Genomic DNA, 17,270 nt, shown 5'->3' with positions numbered 1-17,270 from the left:
AAGTTCATAAACGTTTGATCGGTAAAGATAGTATTTTTTTTAGTTTGCATTTTATGGATTAAAACTAAAGACTTGTTAAATAAAAAAACCTACTCTGTTTTACACAAAATAGGTTAATTAAGATTTTTAAACTCGTTATTTTAGCTTTTTTATTTCTTTATCAAAATCAGAAATTATTTTTTGGGATTTATTGAAAACATCATATTCAATGATTGCTTTTTTATCCGCTTGTATTTTAGAGATCTTTTCTCTTCCCTCCAGAATTTTATAATCATTAAAGCTGAGAAATTTGTTAACACTTGTTGCTAGTTGCTCCATAGTAAAAGTATTCTCGCGCTCAATCAATCCTTCGATATAATCAAAAAATCCAGTTACCGTGCGTTCCAATTGTTTGATTTCTTTTTCTTCCAAATAATTTTTAGCAATCACAACATCTGATTTTAAAACCCGTCCGTTTGGGCTGTTTTTCCATGTGGTCAATCCCATATTTTCTTTTTGCGCATCTGCCGTTTTAAAGATAATTTCAGCAGCTGTCTTGCCTGTTATTGCAAAATGAAATTTATTTTGAACTGTGGCGTAGAAGTTTTTAGTTATTTCAGAATTGCTGTCATAATCAATACTGCACTCTGCAAAAATATCGGTTACCTGCTGGTAAATTCTTCTTTCACTCGCCCGAATTGAACGAACCCTTTGTAGTAATTCTTTAAAATAATCTTTACCAAAAATAGTCTGGCCTTGTTTTAAGCGATTGTCATCTAAAACAAAACCTTTGATAATGTATTCTTTTAAAGTTTGCGTTGCCCAGATTCGAAATTGTGTGGCTTTGGCAGAATTTACTCTGTAACCAACGGAAATTATGGCGTCAAGGTTATAGTAATTTGTAATGTAATTTTTATCGTCAGAAGCAGTTGTTTCCATTTTGGAAACAACTGAAGATTCGATTAATTCTCCTTCCTCAAAAATATTTTTAAAATGCTTACTAATTGCAGGAACTTGTACACCAAACAACTCTGCAATCGCTTTCTGAGTCAACCACACCGATTCATTTTGAAGCAAAACATCAACTCGAATTTCTCCACTTGGAGCCGTGTATAATACAAACTTTTTTAAATCTTCTGCCATAAATATTTAGGTAAAGTATTTTAACAAATGTAACCAATGTCTATAAAAAAAACCTATTCTGTTTATCACAAAATAGGTTTTGAAATTCATTTTTAGAATAAAAATTTACCCTAAAATCTTATATATTTTATCAGACAATCTGATTCTGAACGGAACTTCAAAAGTAACTTTATCGCCAATTTTAGCAGATTGAGTTTCTGTTCCGTTAACAATGATTTTATTTAAAACTAATTCCTGATCGCCAGTTGTAGGGCCTGAAATAAGTATTTTATCGCCACTGTTTAATTCGTGATTTTCAACCGTAAATTGTCCAACCTGTGCTTTTACATAATAATGTTCTGCTTTTCCAAGAAGTACTTTTTTTACTTTTACTTTTTGACGAATATCAGCTGGTTTTTCCGCTGCGCCCAAAGCTGAGTTTGGTAATTCTCCTGAATGTTTGAATTTAAGATTTTCCGATTTCCCTTTTCTGAAAACTTTGTTTCCTACTTGTTTGCCGGTTCTAAGTCTGACCTGATCAACCAAAGGCATGTGGATAACCTCTAAACATTCTGTAGAACAGCAGTTTTCCATTGCAGTTTTACATTCATCACATTGAATGAATAGTAAATGGCATCCGTCATTTTCACAGTTCGTGTGGTTATCACAAGGTTTTCCGCATTGGTGGCATTGAGAAATAATATCATCAGTAATTCTTTCACCAAGACGATTATCAAATACAAAATTTTTACCAATGAATTTGCTTTCTAAACCTTCTTCTTTCAATTGTTTAGCGTAATTAATAATACCGCCTTCCAATTGATAAACGTTTTTGAAGCCCTGGTGTTTAAAATAAGCACTTGCTTTTTCACAACGAATCCCCCCGGTACAATACATTACCAGATTTTTATCTTCTTTATGATCCTGAAGCTGTTCGTTAATTATAGGTAAACTTTCTCTAAATGTTTCAACATCCGGAGTGATTGCATTTTTAAAATGTCCAACTTCACTTTCGTAGTGATTTCTAAAATCTACGACAATCGTGTTTGGATCATCGAGGATTTCGTTGAATGCTGCGGCTTTCAGGTGAATGCCTATATTGGTGACATCAAAAGTGTCGTCGTTTAAACCGTCGGCAACGATTTTATCGCGAACTTTAATGGTCAGTTTTAAAAAGGAATGGTCATCATGTTCTACAGCTTCATTTAGTCGTATACCTTTCATGAAATCATAAACTTCCAGAGTTTCTCTAAAAGCTTCCAGGTTTTCTTCAGGAATACTCATCTGAGCATTTATTCCTTCAGTTGCAACGTAAATTCGGCCTAAGGCATCAAGTGCGTTCCAGGCTACAAATAAATCATTACGAAATTTTTTGGGATCTTGAATTTTGGCATACGCATAGAAAGACAACGTTAGTCGTTGTTTACCTGCATCATCGATCATGATGGCTCTTTCTTCTGCGCTCAAAGTGTTATACAGTTGCATGCTATAAACAGTTTTAAGTTTAGAAATTATTTTTATGAGTGGCAAAGTTAAAGAAAAAGGGACTAAGTTGCAAAAACTTTGGAGTTTCTAAGATTTAAAAAGTAAAAAACTAACTATGCAGATTGTTGTAAAATGTTATTCTTTTTCATCAAGTAATGACTGTTTTACGACATTAAGTTCTGCAATTTTTTCATCGCTTACTTTTGGATATTCTAAATCCATTTCATCTAAAGCATGAATAATGGCTGAGGCTATAGCAATTCTGGCATACGATTTATCATCAGCAGGAATAACGTACCAAGGTGATTTTTTGGTTGAAGTGTTTTTGATCAGCTCTTCATAAGCAAACATATAATCATTCCAATAGCCTCTTTCTTTGGCATCGGCAGCACTGAATTTCCAGTTTTTATCAGGATTATCAACACGTTCTATAAATCTTTTCTTTTGTTCTTCTTTGGAAACATTCAGAAAAAACTTAATGACAACGGTTCCATTTCTATTCAGGTATTTTTCAAAATTACGAATGTCTTCAAAGCGGTTTTCCCAAATATCTTTTGTTATGAGTTTTTCCGGAAGTTTTTGACCTTTTAAAATCTGTTCATGCACACGAACTACCAGAACTTCTTCATAATAAGAACGATTAAATATACCGATACGGCCTCTTTCCGGTAAATGCTTTTGGCAACGCCATAAAAAATCATGATCTAACTCTTCGGAACTTGGTGCTTTAAAAGATGAAACCTGACAACCCTGAGGATTTATCCCAGACATCACATGTTTGATAGCACCGTCTTTTCCTGCAGCATCCATTGCCTGAAAAATAATAAGAACTGACCATTTATCCTGAGCATACAAAATATCCTGCATAGCGGCCAATGCCTTTACACCCATTTTCAATGTTTTTTTAACGGTTGATTTTTTTTCGTTTATCGAATCAGAAGTAGTCCAATCCCTAAGTTTGAAATCCTTATTATCTCCAACACAATATTGCTCTGAAAATTTTTTAGCACGCTGAAGAAGTTCTTTTTTATTTAACTTTTGTGAATCGCCAGGAATTGTTTCAGAATTGCTTATGTGTTTTTTATTTTTTTCCGACATAGGTATTAATATTTGAGAGTTTGTTATGATTCTGTTGAAATTATTTTTATCAAAGAGAGATTATTTAACGGTATTTTACGTCATTTAACTTTTGGTGTTATTGGCTGATAATCAAATAAATATAAATTTAACTAAAAAAATGAAATGAAAGTATTATTTCAAATTTTAATTAAAAAAAATGTTAACTTAGCTTTGGAATTATTTGATTTTTAATTAGTTGAGTTTTAATGTGATTTAAAAAATGATTAAAAATGAACAAAATTTACACTCCGGCAATTTTCTTACTTTTTTCACTATTATCCTGCAAAAAAGAAACGCCACCAACCCCACCTCCATTAGAAGTTCCAATTGTACGGGTTCTACAGCAAGATGTAAAACTGGAATCAGAATTTACAGGACAAACCTATGGTCAATCAGATATTCAAATTAATCCTCGAGTCGATGGTGTGATACTGAGTCTGAATTTCAAAGAAGGAGGTTTGGTACACAAAGGACAGTTATTGTATACCATAGATCCTTTGCCGTTTCACAATAAAGTTACAGAAGCAGAAGGTAGACTAGCTGAGATGCAAGCCAGATTAGCCAAAACCAAATCTGATTATGAAATGATGGAGCCGTTGGTTAAAACCAACGCCATTAGCCAGAGAGAATTTATAGGAGCCAAAGCAGCTTATAATGCTTCTCAGGCGTCTATTAACGCGGCAACAGCTAATGTAAGAAATTCAAAAATAGAATTAAGCTATTGTAATATTGTTGCACCAATTTCCGGTTTAATCGGAATATCAAAAGTAAGAGTCGGTGATTATGTACGTCCGGGTCCAGCTTCTGTCTTAAATACCGTTTCTGATTTAGGAGATGTAAGAGTTCGTTTTACAATGAGTGAACAGGAATTCCTTCGGATTTTCAGAGAAATGTCAAAGAAAGATTCTGATTTAAAAAGCGAAGCAAAATCAATTTCTATTTTATTATCTGACGGGACTCCCTATCCGGAAACAGGAAAAATCAGTTTTGCCGACAGACAAATTGATCCTGCTACCGGCGCCGTAACTTTTGAAGCTTCATTCGCAAATCCGCAACAATTGATTCGTCCGGGTCAATATGTGAAAATTCATGTTGTAACCGATATCCATAAAGATGCCATCATTATACCTCAGCGCTCTGTCATAGAAATGCAGGGAATTACCCAAGTTTATGTTTTGGGTGCAAACAATAAGGTTGAAATGAAAGAGGTAAAACTTGGACCAGCTTTCAAAGACTCCTACATCGTTACTGATGGATTAACAGCCTCTGACAAAATTGCTCTTGGAGGAACATCTCAATTAAAAAGTGGCAATATTATAGCGCCACAAACTAAAGAATGGGCTCCAGGAAAAGCAATTAATTAATTCTGTACTAACTAATTAATTTAGAAACATCATTATGGGAGAATTTTTTGTCAGACGACCAATTGTTGCCATGGTAATCAGTATCATCATTATTATACTTGGATTACTGGCTTTACAGAAAACACCAGTAGCTCAATATCCTGATATTGTTCCGCCTTTAGTAAAAATTACAACTTCTTTTACAGGTGCAAACGCCATAAATGTCGAACAAGCTGTAGCGACTCCGATTGAGCAGAAAGTGAATGGTGTAGAAAACATGTTATACATGAAATCCATCAACACTTCTGACGGAGCATTAACTGTCGAAGTAACATTTGATGTAGGTACAGACTTGGACAATGCCAATATGCTTACGCAGAATAAAGAAAAGCAGGCTGAACCTTTTTTGCCACAAAGTGTTAAACAACAAGGTGTTTCGATTAAAAAATCACTGTCATTTCCGATGATGATTTTTACCATAACATCATCAGATCCTAAGTATGATGGAGTCTTTTTAAACAATTATGCTTATATCAATATTATCGATGCACTTGCACGTATAAAAGGAGTTGGAGACTGTTTTCTATTTGCCGGAAGTGAATATTCTATGAGAGTTTGGCTTAAACCTGGCAAAATGAGCAGTCTTGGCGTCACTGTTGATGAAGTCAAAAAAGCATTGAACGACCAAAATATGATTACGCCCGGAGGAAAATTTGGTGCTGAACCAGCCCCTCTTGGAACAGATTTCACTTATAGCGTGACACTGCAAGACCGACTTGTAACACAAAAACAATTCTCAGAGATTATCGTAAAAAGCAAAGAAGACGGATCACAAGTGCTTCTAAGCGATATCGCAAGAATTGAATTAGGTACTGAAAATTACAGTTCAACCTCCCGTAGAAACGGTAAGCCAAGCGCGGCAATTGGAGTATTTCAAATGCCCGGAAGTAACGCTTTAGATGTAGCCGCAAAAGCAAAAGCGGCTATGGAAGAAATTTCTAAGCGATTTCCTGCAAATGTTGAATATCAGGTTTCTTTAGATACAACAACAGCTATTACGGCCGGGGTTGAAGATATTCTTCATACACTTGTTGAAGCTATATTTTTAGTAATACTCGTTGTGTTTATATTTCTTCAAAACTGGCGTGCAACTTTAATTCCGTTGATTACTGTTCCCGTATCATTAATTGGAACTATTGCCGTTTTTCCATTATTGGGATTTTCGATAAATACACTTTCACTTTTAGGACTCGTATTGGCAATTGGTATTGTCGTCGATGATGCCATTGTAGTTGTTGAAGCCGTCGTCCATCATATAGAGCATGGTAAAACCCCCAAGGAAGCCACGATTCAGGCCATGCGAGAAGTTTCCGGACCTGTAATTGCAATTGCCTTAATCTTGATCGCGGTGTTTGTACCCGTAGCAATGACCCCGGGAATCACAGGACGTTTTTATCAGCAATTTGCCATAACCATCGCCGTCTCGGTAGCATTCTCTGCATTTAGTGCATTGTCTCTGAGTCCGGCGCTCTGTGCGATGCTCTTAAAACCAACAAAACCAGTAGAAGAACAAACAGGATGGCTGGCTAAATTTTTTGCCAGTTTTAATAGAATCTTTGAAAATGTCACCGATCGATACATTAAAGGAGCTACTTTCTTTGCAAAAAAAGCACTTCGAATCGTTGTTTTATTAGTAGTCATTTTATGTGCAGTGGTCTTCTTGGGCAAGAAAGTTCCGTTAGGATTTATCCCTGAAGAAGATCAAGGCTACATATTAGTTAATATAAGCTCTCCACCGGCCTCTTCCTTACAGCGTACCGATGAAGTAACGAGAAAAATTGAATCTATTTTAGCAAAAGAAGAAACATTAGACTGTTATACTACCATTAACGGATACAGTTTACTTACAAGTTCGTATTTGCCTGCAAATGGTTTTATATTTATTGCTTTAAAGCCTTGGGAAGAAAGAACATTAACAGCAAAAAAAATAGCTGATAAACTCAATGCTCAATTTGCAAGACAAATTACAAGTGCTACTGTTATGGCTTTTGGTCCGCCAGCGATTCAGGGATTAGGAGCGTCAGCCGGATTTAGTATGATGCTTCAGGACAGAGGTGGAAATACACCACAATATCTGGCCCACCAGACTCAGGCTTTTATTGCTGAGGCTCAAAAACGTCCCGAAATAAAAAGAATTTATACCACTTATAATGCAGGTACACCTCAAATTAAACTAGAAATTGACAATGATAAAGCCATGAAATTAGGCGTACCAGTTTCAAAAGTTACAGAAGTATTAGGCACATTTTTAGGTGGAACTTATGTAAATGATTTTAACCGATTTGGTCGTCAATACAAAGTTTATATACAAGGTGAAGCTGTTGATCGCGTTAAACCCGAAAATTTGAATCTGATTTATGTAAAAAATGATAAAGGGGATATGTTGCCCGTATCAACTTTAGTGACGGCAACAAAGGTTTCGGGTCCTGATTTTACGAACCGTCTTAACTTATTTAGGTCGGCAGAAATTGGAGGTGCTCCAAACGATGGCTACAGCTCTACACAGGCAATGGATGCATTAGAAGAAGTTGCAAAAACAACACTGCCTGCTGATATGAGTTACGATTACATCAACTTATCATATCAGGAAAAACATTCTCCGGGAGGAGGAATGGTGTTTGCAATGGCTTTGGTTTTTGTATTCTTAATTCTTGCAGCACAATACGAAAGCTGGAAACTGCCTTTCAGCGTTTTGCTTGGAGCTCCATTTGCTGTTTTTGGCGCCTTATTAGGTCTGATGCTAGCCAGATTTGGAAGCGATGAATATGTCAACAATGTATTTGCACAAATTGGATTTGTACTTTTAATCGGGCTTGTGGCCAAAAATGCCATTCTGATTGTGGAGTTTGCCAAAGAAGAATACGAAAAAGGAAAACCGCTTTATGAATCGGCTATGGTTGCGGCGAAGCTTCGTTTCCGTCCGATTTTGATGACAGCCTTTGCCTTTATTCTCGGTGTTGTTCCGTTGCTTACGGCGACCGGTGCTGGTTCACAGGCACGTATTGTAATGGGAATGGCGGTATTTAGCGGTATGTTGATCGCCACGATTTTAGGTGTATTAATTGTACCTGGCTTATTTGTAATGATCGAAAACATCGGAAAAAAGAAAGAGGATACAATTCAGACAGACGGACATAATGTGGAATCAAATACTTCTGACCATGATTAAGAGATATAAAATAGTCGCTGTTATATTTGTCCTCATACTATTTCCCGTGGGTTGTATGGTTGGACCAAAATATAGCAAGCCAGAACAACAACAATCTGATTCTTACAGAAATGAAAGAAACTTAGATAGTTTGGCAAACGTCACCAATTTAAAATGGTTTGATCTATTTAACGATGATGTTTTAAAAGACTTGGTTAAAAAAGGACTGAAAAACAATTATGATCTAAAAATCGCAGTTTCCAGAATCAATCAGCTTCGAGCCGAATTAGGTTATGCAAAAGCCGATTTATTCCCAACATTTCAATACGGAGGAACTATAAACAGCAACGAGAAAAACTTAACTCCGTCAAATGTTGGGGCAAGTATGTCCTGGGAACTTGATTTTTGGGGAAAATATCGCCATGAAAACAATGCGGTTCAAAGCGAACTCTTAGCTACTGAAGAAGCGCGAAAAGTAGTGCTTTCGGAAATTGTTGCCAACATCGCAGCAGCTTATTTCCAAATGCGAAATCTTGATGAACAACTGGAAATTACAAAATCAACACTTTCGACCAGAGAGAAATACTACGACATTATTAATCAACGTTTCAAAAGCGGTTATATTTCTGAAGTTGATAAAGTGCAAATTGAACAGCAGGTTGCCATTGCCGAAGCTGCCATTCCAAATATTCAAAGACAAATAACCTATCAGGAAAATACAATTGCCTTACTTACCGGTCAGCTCCCTACCGAAATTCCACGAGGAAAAAGCAATACAGAATTACGAATAGTTAGCGAAATTCCACTCTCACTTCCATCAGCATTATTAGAAAACAGACCTGATGTAAAAGCAGCAGAGTTAAGATACAAAGCTGCAAATGAAAGAATTGGTGTAGCTCAGGCAATGCGTTTTCCATCATTAAATCTGGCTGCAGTTGCTGGATTTGCCAGTGCCGATTTGAGTAACTTGTTTTTAGGAAGTTCCTACTTGCAAAATGCATCTGCGGGAATTGCAGGTCCTATTTTTGCTTTCGGAAAAAACAAAAAAAGAGTCGAAATCAATAGAGAACAAGCCGAACAATTCAAATATGCTTATCAAAAAACCTATATTGGAGCCGTTTCTGAAGTAGAACAATCTATCCAAAACGTCAGAACTTATAAAGAAGAATGGAAAGCCCGTAACAGACAAGTTGATGCTGCTTTAATAAACTTTAAACTTTCCCGTGAAAGATATGATAGTGGCTACGTTTCTTACTTAGAAGTTTTGGACGTAGAGACAAATTTGTTCAATGCACAATTAAGCCTGGCACAATTATCAGAAAGACAATTAACCTCAATGGTTGAGTTGTACAAAGCACTTGGCGGGGGATGGAATCTCTAATTTTAAGGTTCTGAGATGCTGAGGTTCTAAGGTTCTAAGGTTTAGAAAACTTTATAAACAACAAAAGCACTAAGAAAATAGTGCTTTTGCTTTAAATCTTTGTACCTCTGTACCTTTGTCACTTTGAACCTAAAACCTTAGAACCTCAGCATCTCAGAACCTTAGTTCCTTAAATTAACAAAACTCGTTAAACGCATCTTGCAAATTCTCAGCGATCATCTCAGCTGGACGTCCTTCGATGTGGTGACGCTCTAACATGTGAACTAATTCTCCGTTTTTGAACAAAGCCATAGATGGCGAAGATGGAGGAAAAGGAAACATATGCTGTCTTGCCGCATCAACAGCTTCTTTATCAACACCTGCAAAAACAGTGATTAAATGATCCGGTTTTTTTGCTCCCTGCAAACTCATTTTTGCTCCCGGACGTGCATTTCTTGCAGCACAACCGCAAACAGAATTTACAACTACTAATGTGGTACCTTCAGCGTTGATAGCATTATCTACAGCTTCTGCACTATGTAAATCTTGAAAACCGGCAGCTGTTAATTCAGCTTCCATTGGTTTTACCATTTCTTGTGGATACATATTTTTATTTTTTAAATTTTACTTTTGAACTGCAAAGTTACAAAGTTTACGCGCAACTAGTTAATTTGAAGTATAAAGTTTTGTTATAGTTAGATTGATTATAGCAGAATTCTGTTTTACAAAGCAGGTTTATTTTTCCATTTTTTCTAAAAGAACTTTAAAATCATTTGAATCTAAATAATTTGAATACTGAAAAATAATCTCATTCTTATCATTCAAAACACACAAAACGGGATATACGATTTGATTGTTTTGTGTTCCCAATTGCAAAGCCAGTTCATGAATGCCGACATTGTTTCCTGAAGGCTGATATCTAAAAGTGTGATTATTAAATGTTATATATCGTCTTTCCTCAGCATTGAAACTAATGAAATAGAAATTAGAGTTTAGTTTTTGGATAATCTCTTGATTTTTAAAGGTTTTGGCTTTCATCCTTTGGCAAAACTGGCACCAATCGGTATGGATAAAAACAATGATTTTTCGTTTTTGAATTTGTTGTAAGCTATCTACCTCTTCAAAAGTTCTGCTTTTTAATTGGCAGAAGCTTGTTGAAGTTATTCCGAAAAAGAAAATAAGTAGAAGTAGCTTTTTCATTGTTATTTGTTTTTTAATCACTGATAAAGGATTAGAAAGGATTCTTTCATCTCACCTGTTACCCTGAGTGGAGTCGAAGGGCGCTCCAATTGGAACGAGGGCTTCGACTCCGCTCAGCCTGACAAACGAAAAATCCTTTTAATCAGTGGCTAATAAAATTACCTAAAAGTATATCGCAATCCTACAAATCCGCGGATAGTCTGGTTTTGCCCATAAACATAAGTCGTATCAAAACTTAAACCGTACGGATTATCAGGGGTATCAATTATTTGACCTTGCGGAACCACCTTACCATGAATACCAACAGCAGTTCCATCTGATATTTGCACATTTTTATCAAAAGGATCATTGGCTCTCGAAATCAAAAACGGATTATTTTGTTTTGGTGTAAAATTCAAAAGATTCTTGATTCCTCCATAAATTTCAAAGTCTTTCCATCCCGAATAAGTAAACTGAATGTTCTGAATGCTATACCAGGGTGATTTTGGACTTCTTGGATCGTACTCACTCAACAAAGGCAAATCCATCGGACTATAAATATTTCCCGTATAATCCATCGATAAATTCCATGGCTGGATTTTATAAGAAATACTCCAGGTTCCTGTAAAATTCTCTGTTAAATAAGGTCGCTGCGAAATTCCGTTTTCAACATTTTTATTGTCTAAAACCGTTGCTCCGACGATAAATTTTAATCCTGACGGAAAATTAAGATCGATATTTGTACTGATTCCCTGGCTCAATGCATATCCGTCAATATTATCGTAAATAATTTTGTTTGGGTCGCTTTCGTAATCTGAAATAATTTTATTGCTAAAGCGGGTGTAAAAAGCAGTTGTTTCAATTCCCATAAAAGTACCGTTTCCAAAATTAATTTTCTGAATGTAATTCAAATTGACGTTTACAGATTGCTCCGGATTCAAATTATTTGCAATCACTACATCTCTCGAACCTGTTAAAGCGGCGTGATCTTCGGTAAATAAATTCACAACACGGAATCCCGTTCCCGCATTTAATCTAAAAATTGTGTTTTCATTGGCTTTAAATCGATAAGCAAATCTTGGTGTAAGTATCGAACCGTGAATTGAATTGTAATCATAGCGCATTCCAAGCAAAACCTGACTTTTTGGAGAAAATGTAATTTCGTCCTGCACAAAAACTCCGGGAAGCCAGGTGTTTTCAGCTTCTTTGGTTGCAGGCGTATTATCATCATAATAAGTATATCGGCTTGCAATTCCTGCCAATAAATCGTTTCGTCCAATCTTTTTATCCCAAGTCAGCTGCAAGAATCCAATTTTTTGATTGGCTATGTAAGAAGTCGTCCCATATCGACTGTCCTGATAATGAACATTTCCGGAGAAAGAAAGAATTAGTTTTTCTTCAAAAGGCAATTGATAACTCCCTATTAATTCAGCTCTTTTCGTATAAATACTTTCTCCGTAGATTTCGTCACCGCCTCGGTATTTTTTCTCCCAGCGAGTGTCTCCGCCCCAGCGATCTTCATACATTCCGCGCGCTGCAATGGTAAAAAGGCGATTATAATTTCGTTTAAAACTCCATTTATTAAAAACCGAAATCCGCTCAGAAAGCGTAACATCAGTAAAATTGTCTTTGTCTTTATCAATAACCTGATCGTAGTTGAAATAATTAACTCCAATCAGCGAAATGGCTTTTTTACCAGTATTAAATTTTACTCCCAAATCGAGATTGCTTTCAAAATAAGAAGTTGTAAAGTAATCGGCTGAAAAAGCTGGTGCGTTGGTTGGATTTTTAGTAATGATGTTGATTAAACCTCCAACTGCTTCACTTCCGTAAAGAGATGAAGCCGGGCCTTTTACAATTTCTATTCGTTCTACCAAAGAATTCGGAATTCCGGATAAACCATAAACTGTCGAAAGACTGCTCACAATTGGCATTCCATCAATCATGACTAAAGTGTAAGGACCTTCTAATCCATTTATATGAATATCTCCTGTGTTACAAACACCACAATTCAACTGCGGACGAACACCGTTGATGTTTTGAAGCGCATCATAAATACTTGGCGTTGGATTTTTCTTGAAGAAAACCGGAGAATAAACTTCAACGGGAACGGCACTTTCTAATCGTTTTACAGGTTTTAAAGTTCCTGAAACTACAACTTCGTTCAATTCGTTTTGATCCTCCTCCAATTCAAAATCTAAATTCAAATCCTGATTTTCTAAAAGGGAAACTTTTTGGGTTATAGGTTTGAATCCAGTTGAGGTTACATGTATTTTATAATTCCCTTTCGGAATATTTTGGAGTGTATAAACCCCTAAAGAATCTGTTTGTGTTTTAAAATTTGTATTTAATAAACTAACATTAATTTGCTTATCGGAAGAAATAGATCCTTCTACTTTTCCCGATATGTTTTGTGAGTATAGGCTTGTAGCTAAAATTATCAATATTGTCAAAAATAAATATTTCATTATTGTAAAATTAAATTTAGACAAAACTAAAAATTAAATTTGATAAATGATTATTCTCAAATGAAATTTTTAAAACATTTCAATTTCAATCCGTTAAAAAAGATTTAAACAGATAGAAACATAGATTTTTATTCACTGAAAAAAAAGAGTAAAAGAAAAAGCTAGCTTTCACACATAGCTATGTGAATTGATGTACGTGAAACGCCTTTTTTCAGAAACTATATTCTATGTTTCTAAAAATTAAATTATAAAAAATCCTCGTCAATAAGTTCTTTATTAATTACCGCTCCTGCAAAAGATCCAGAAGAAACCGCAAGAGCCACGGAACGCATTTGAGTTGTAGCATCACCGCTTCCGAAAATACCTAAAACGGTTGTTTTTTGCATAGAATCGACTTTCAAATATCCTTGTTCACTGATTTCACATCCTAGATCTTGCGGAAATTTACAATGCTGTTCAAATGGAGGTCTTGCATAAATGGCTTTTACCTCAATTTTTTCTCCATTTTTAAAAACGATATTTGAAACATACCCGTCATTATGTTCTAAAGATTTTATTTCATCTTCTAAAATTGAAACACCATGATTCTTAAGAATTTGCATTTGTCCTGAAGTTAATTCTGATTTTCCGTTGGTACACAATCTCAAGTCTTTTGTCCAGTTTGAAATGAGTTTGGCATATTCGTAACCCATTTCCCCATTGGCAATAATCGCTGTTCTTTCGTTTTTGACTTCATAACCATGACAATAAGGACAATGCAAAACCGAAATTCCCCAACAATCTTTGAAACCTTTTATTTCTGGAAGTAAATCTCTAACTCCCGTTGCAAACAATATTTTTCTCGAAGTAAAAGTATTGCCAGATTCGGTCGTGATTTCGAAACCATTTTCTGTTTTAATGACTTGCACAGCCAATCCATTATAAAATTGAACGGTTTTATAAATGTCAACTTGAAGTTTTGCTTTCGCCGAAATAATAGCGGGTCTTTCACCATCTTGTGTGATGAAATTATGAGAATGTGGCGTTTGTCTGTTACATGGTAAACCACTGTCAATAATCAAAACCTGACGTAAAGAACGCCCTAAACTCATTGCAGCAGACAATCCGCTGTAACTGCCGCCAACGATAATCACTTCAAAATGCTTCTGTTCCATATTGCTGATTTTTAATGATTTTGTTTTCTATGTAATTTATAATTGATTAAATGTCCGATGATCATTCCGATTCCTCCGAAATAAATCAAATCGAGGTGAATTTCGAAAAAGAGTTCCGCCAAAATGCTAATCCAAATTAACATCATTGAAACAACCAAAATGGACGATACCAAAAGACCTGATTTTTTTATAATTTTGAGAATTGCAAATAGACCTATCGAAGCAAAGAGTAAATCTATAATCGGGTTATGACTCACCCCCAGTGGAAGAACCGTAAAGAGAGGAAAAATCAAACAATGAGCCAGACAAATGGTTGCACTTGAAATTCCTAAAATATCGTAAAGTGATGAGGTTATTTTCTTCATTTCGTGTATATTTGCTTTTAATGCAATTTTGTTGCAAATATATATAATTTTATCAATTGCAACATTGTTGCGTTTAATTTTTAATTCCATAAAAAATGAAAGCTACACGTAATACCGCAGCAAAGATGGCTGTTTTAGAAGTGTTTGAGAACTCTAAGACCGCTCTTTCACATACTGAAATTCATAAACAATTAAATGATTTGTGTGATCGCGTTACTATTTACAGAATTCTGGATCGGTTAATTAACGAAGATGTAATTCATAAAATTTCGAATCTCGACGGAACAGTAAAATATGCAAAATGCAACCATTCGCATCAGCGTGTACACATTCATAACCATGCACATTTTAGCTGTGAAAATTGCCATGAGATTACTTGCCTTGAAACTGTAAAACCGAGTTACATCATGCCGCATAATTATAAAGTAAATGAGATCAATTTTACATTATCCGGATTGTGTCCAAATTGTTTAAATCCTAACATTAACTTTTAGACTTGTCTAAAAATATTGTTTCGCGAATATAATTTTTATATATATTTGTGAAAACAATACTTTTACAATGACTAAATCTTTAGAAGAAGTCCACGAATCGGTTTCTACCGAAAACAAAAAAAAAGGTTTTAGGAAAATTTTAGCCTTCTTAGGCCCTGCATATTTAGTAAGCGTTGGTTATATGGACCCGGGAAACTGGGCTACTGATATTGCCGGTGGAAGCCAGTTTGGTTACACTTTAGTCTGGGTTTTATTGATGAGTAACTTAATGGCTTTGCTTTTGCAGAGTTTGAGTGCCCGTCTCGGAATTGTAACCCAGCGCGACCTTGCACAGGCTTCGAGAGAAACCTACTCAAAATACATCAACTATATTTTATATTTTCTTGCCGAAATAGCGATTGCAGCCTGTGATTTGGCAGAAGTTCTCGGAATGGCAATTGGTATTAATCTCCTTTTTGGAATTCCGCTGCTCGAAGCAGTTTTAATTACCGTTTTAGACACCTTTTTACTGCTTTTCCTGATCAATAAAGGAATTCGCAAGATGGAAGCCTTCATTATTGCGTTGGTAGCGATTATTGGCTTCTCTTTCATTTTCGAAATGATTTTTGCAGAGCCGGAAGTTCATAAGGTTTTAGCTGGACTTATTCCTTCTATTCCAAATTCAGCAGCTCTTTATATTGCCATCGGAATTATCGGGGCGACCGTAATGCCGCACAACTTGTACTTGCATTCGTCTTTAGTACAAACGAGAAAATTTGACAGAACACCAGCAGGCATCAAACAAGCTTTAAAATACAACTTGATTGATTCTACGATTGCTTTAAATCTTGCTTTTTTTGTAAATGCTGCTATTTTAATTCTTGCCGCAGCAACATTCCATAAAAACGGGATGTTTGAGGTTGCCGAAATTCAGGACGCGCATCAATTTCTTGAACCTTTATTGGGAACCAAATGGGCGCCAATTCTATTTGCCGTTGCTTTGATTGCTGCAGGACAAAGTTCAACTGTAACTGGAACGCTTGCCGGACAAATCGTAATGGAAGGTTACCTGCATTTTAGAATTCAGCCGTGGGTTCGTAGAATTATAACCCGTTTAATTGCTATTATTCCAGCCGTAATCGTGATTTTGATTTATGGCGAAAGTGTGACAGGAAAACTCTTAATTCTAAGTCAGGTTATTTTGAGTTTACAGCTTGGTTTTGCAATTATTCCGTTGATTCATTTTGTGAGCGATAAATCGAAAATGAAAGGTTTTCATATTTCCAAAACGACTCAAATTGTTTCCTGGATCATTGCTTCGATTATTGTTTCTCTGAATGCCAAATTGGTTTATGATGAAATAACATCCTGGCTGAAAAACTCAGATAATCCAATGATTCTTTGGTTTACAGTAGTTCCGCTGGCTTTCGGATTCTTGGCTTTATTGCTATACATCGTATTTAAACCATTTATTACAAAATTCAAATCAAAAGCTGTAAATCATTCGCCTCATAATCTTAAATTGAAGTTCTCCCCAAGAGAAAGCAAGAGTATCAAAAACATTGCAGTGTCTGTTGATTTCTCCAATGCCGATGAAGCTGCTTTGAACAAAGCTTTTGAACTGGGTGGCATTGACACAGAATATACCCTCATTCACATTGTAGAAACCGTCGGTGCCTTAATGTATGGTGTGCATGTACATGATTATGAAACTACAATTGATGAAAAATTATTATTGAAGTACAAAGACATGCTTTCGGGTAAAGGATTCAAAATCAAAACGGAACTTGGTTTTGGAAAACCTGCTAAAGTAATTCCGAAAATTATAAACGAAAGCAATTTCGACATTTTAGTCATGGGAACTCACGGTCATACTGGCTTGAAAGATATTCTTTTTGGTACAACCGTAGACAAATTGAGACATAAAATTTCGATACCTTTGCTGATTGTTAAATAATAAGGTGCTGAGGTACTGAATTGCTAAGGTAAGGTTTCTTGAAAGCTTTAAAATAAAA

13 protein-coding genes are annotated in these 17,270 nt (G+C 35.6%); 5 read left to right on the top strand and 8 right to left on the bottom strand.

Going from position 1 to position 17,270, the window contains the following annotated elements; all coding sequences use genetic code 11:
• Positions 1-135: 135 nt before the first annotated feature.
• From GWR14_RS12335 to GWR14_RS12325, 3 genes are all read right to left on the bottom strand, one after another.
• Positions 136-1,122 (bottom strand): virulence RhuM family protein, encoded by a 987-nt coding sequence (locus GWR14_RS12335; protein WP_163409326.1) that lies wholly within the window; start codon positions 1,120-1,122, stop codon positions 136-138.
• Positions 1,123-1,227: 105 nt separating this feature from the next.
• Positions 1,228-2,586, bottom strand: a complete 1,359-nt coding sequence (trhO, locus tag GWR14_RS12330) for an oxygen-dependent tRNA uridine(34) hydroxylase TrhO (protein ID WP_163409325.1) — start codon at positions 2,584-2,586, stop codon at positions 1,228-1,230.
• Between the two features lie 135 nt (positions 2,587-2,721).
• Positions 2,722-3,684: a polyphosphate kinase 2 family protein gene (locus GWR14_RS12325; RefSeq protein WP_163409324.1), complete on the bottom strand. Its 963-nt coding sequence runs from the start codon at positions 3,682-3,684 to the stop codon at positions 2,722-2,724.
• Between the two features lie 251 nt (positions 3,685-3,935).
• Here GWR14_RS12325 and GWR14_RS12320 point away from each other — a divergent pair, with 251 nt between their 5' ends.
• Genes GWR14_RS12320 through GWR14_RS12310 form a run of 3 tightly spaced genes read left to right on the top strand, consistent with a single transcriptional unit; the run spans position 3,936 to position 9,637 of the window.
• The gene (locus GWR14_RS12320) at positions 3,936-5,069 is read left to right on the top strand and encodes an efflux RND transporter periplasmic adaptor subunit (RefSeq protein ID WP_163409323.1); all 1,134 of its coding nucleotides are present in this window, start codon (positions 3,936-3,938) and stop codon (positions 5,067-5,069) included.
• Positions 5,070-5,103: 34 nt separating this feature from the next.
• Positions 5,104-8,277: an efflux RND transporter permease subunit gene (locus GWR14_RS12315; RefSeq protein WP_163409322.1), complete on the top strand. Its 3,174-nt coding sequence runs from the start codon at positions 5,104-5,106 to the stop codon at positions 8,275-8,277.
• Complete coding sequence (locus tag GWR14_RS12310; protein WP_163409321.1) at positions 8,270-9,637, top strand: efflux transporter outer membrane subunit; 1,368 nt, start codon at positions 8,270-8,272, stop codon at positions 9,635-9,637. Before GWR14_RS12315 ends, GWR14_RS12310 begins: the two co-directional genes overlap by 8 nt.
• A gap of 174 nt (positions 9,638-9,811) precedes the next feature.
• Here GWR14_RS12310 and GWR14_RS12305 read toward each other — a convergent pair whose 3' ends face one another.
• The 5 genes from GWR14_RS12305 to GWR14_RS12285 all read right to left on the bottom strand — a co-directional run bounded on the left by GWR14_RS12305 (position 9,812) and on the right by GWR14_RS12285 (position 14,782).
• Positions 9,812-10,222 carry a BrxA/BrxB family bacilliredoxin gene (locus GWR14_RS12305; protein ID WP_163409320.1) on the bottom strand — a complete coding sequence of 137 codons (411 nt, stop codon included), beginning with the start codon at positions 10,220-10,222 and terminating at the stop codon, positions 9,812-9,814.
• A 129-nt stretch (positions 10,223-10,351) separates the two neighbouring features.
• Positions 10,352-10,816 carry a thioredoxin family protein gene (locus tag GWR14_RS12300; RefSeq protein ID WP_163409319.1) on the bottom strand — a complete coding sequence of 155 codons (465 nt, stop codon included), beginning with the start codon at positions 10,814-10,816 and terminating at the stop codon, positions 10,352-10,354.
• 158 nt (positions 10,817-10,974) lie between these two features.
• Positions 10,975-13,263: a TonB-dependent receptor gene (locus GWR14_RS12295; protein WP_163409318.1), complete on the bottom strand. Its 2,289-nt coding sequence runs from the start codon at positions 13,261-13,263 to the stop codon at positions 10,975-10,977.
• A 245-nt stretch (positions 13,264-13,508) separates the two neighbouring features.
• Complete coding sequence (locus tag GWR14_RS12290) at positions 13,509-14,417, bottom strand: NAD(P)/FAD-dependent oxidoreductase (protein WP_163409317.1); 909 nt, start codon at positions 14,415-14,417, stop codon at positions 13,509-13,511.
• An 11-nt stretch (positions 14,418-14,428) separates the two neighbouring features.
• Positions 14,429-14,782 (bottom strand): MerC domain-containing protein, encoded by a 354-nt coding sequence (locus GWR14_RS12285; protein WP_163409316.1) that lies wholly within the window; start codon positions 14,780-14,782, stop codon positions 14,429-14,431.
• A gap of 95 nt (positions 14,783-14,877) precedes the next feature.
• Between GWR14_RS12285 and GWR14_RS12280 the strand changes: the two genes are divergently transcribed.
• Both GWR14_RS12280 and GWR14_RS12275 read left to right on the top strand, forming a co-directional pair.
• Positions 14,878-15,276 carry a Fur family transcriptional regulator gene (locus tag GWR14_RS12280; protein WP_163409315.1) on the top strand — a complete coding sequence of 133 codons (399 nt, stop codon included), beginning with the start codon at positions 14,878-14,880 and terminating at the stop codon, positions 15,274-15,276.
• A gap of 67 nt (positions 15,277-15,343) precedes the next feature.
• Entirely contained in the window at positions 15,344-17,212 is a 1,869-nt protein-coding gene (locus tag GWR14_RS12275) for an Nramp family divalent metal transporter (RefSeq protein ID WP_163409314.1), read from the top strand.
• Positions 17,213-17,270: the final 58 nt, after the last annotated feature.

Source organism: Flavobacterium ajazii, assembly GCF_010614725.1.
Classification (GTDB): domain Bacteria; phylum Bacteroidota; class Bacteroidia; order Flavobacteriales; family Flavobacteriaceae; genus Flavobacterium; species Flavobacterium ajazii.
Note: the sequence above shows the minus strand (reverse complement) of the source record. Positions and strands in the feature narration are given on the sequence as shown.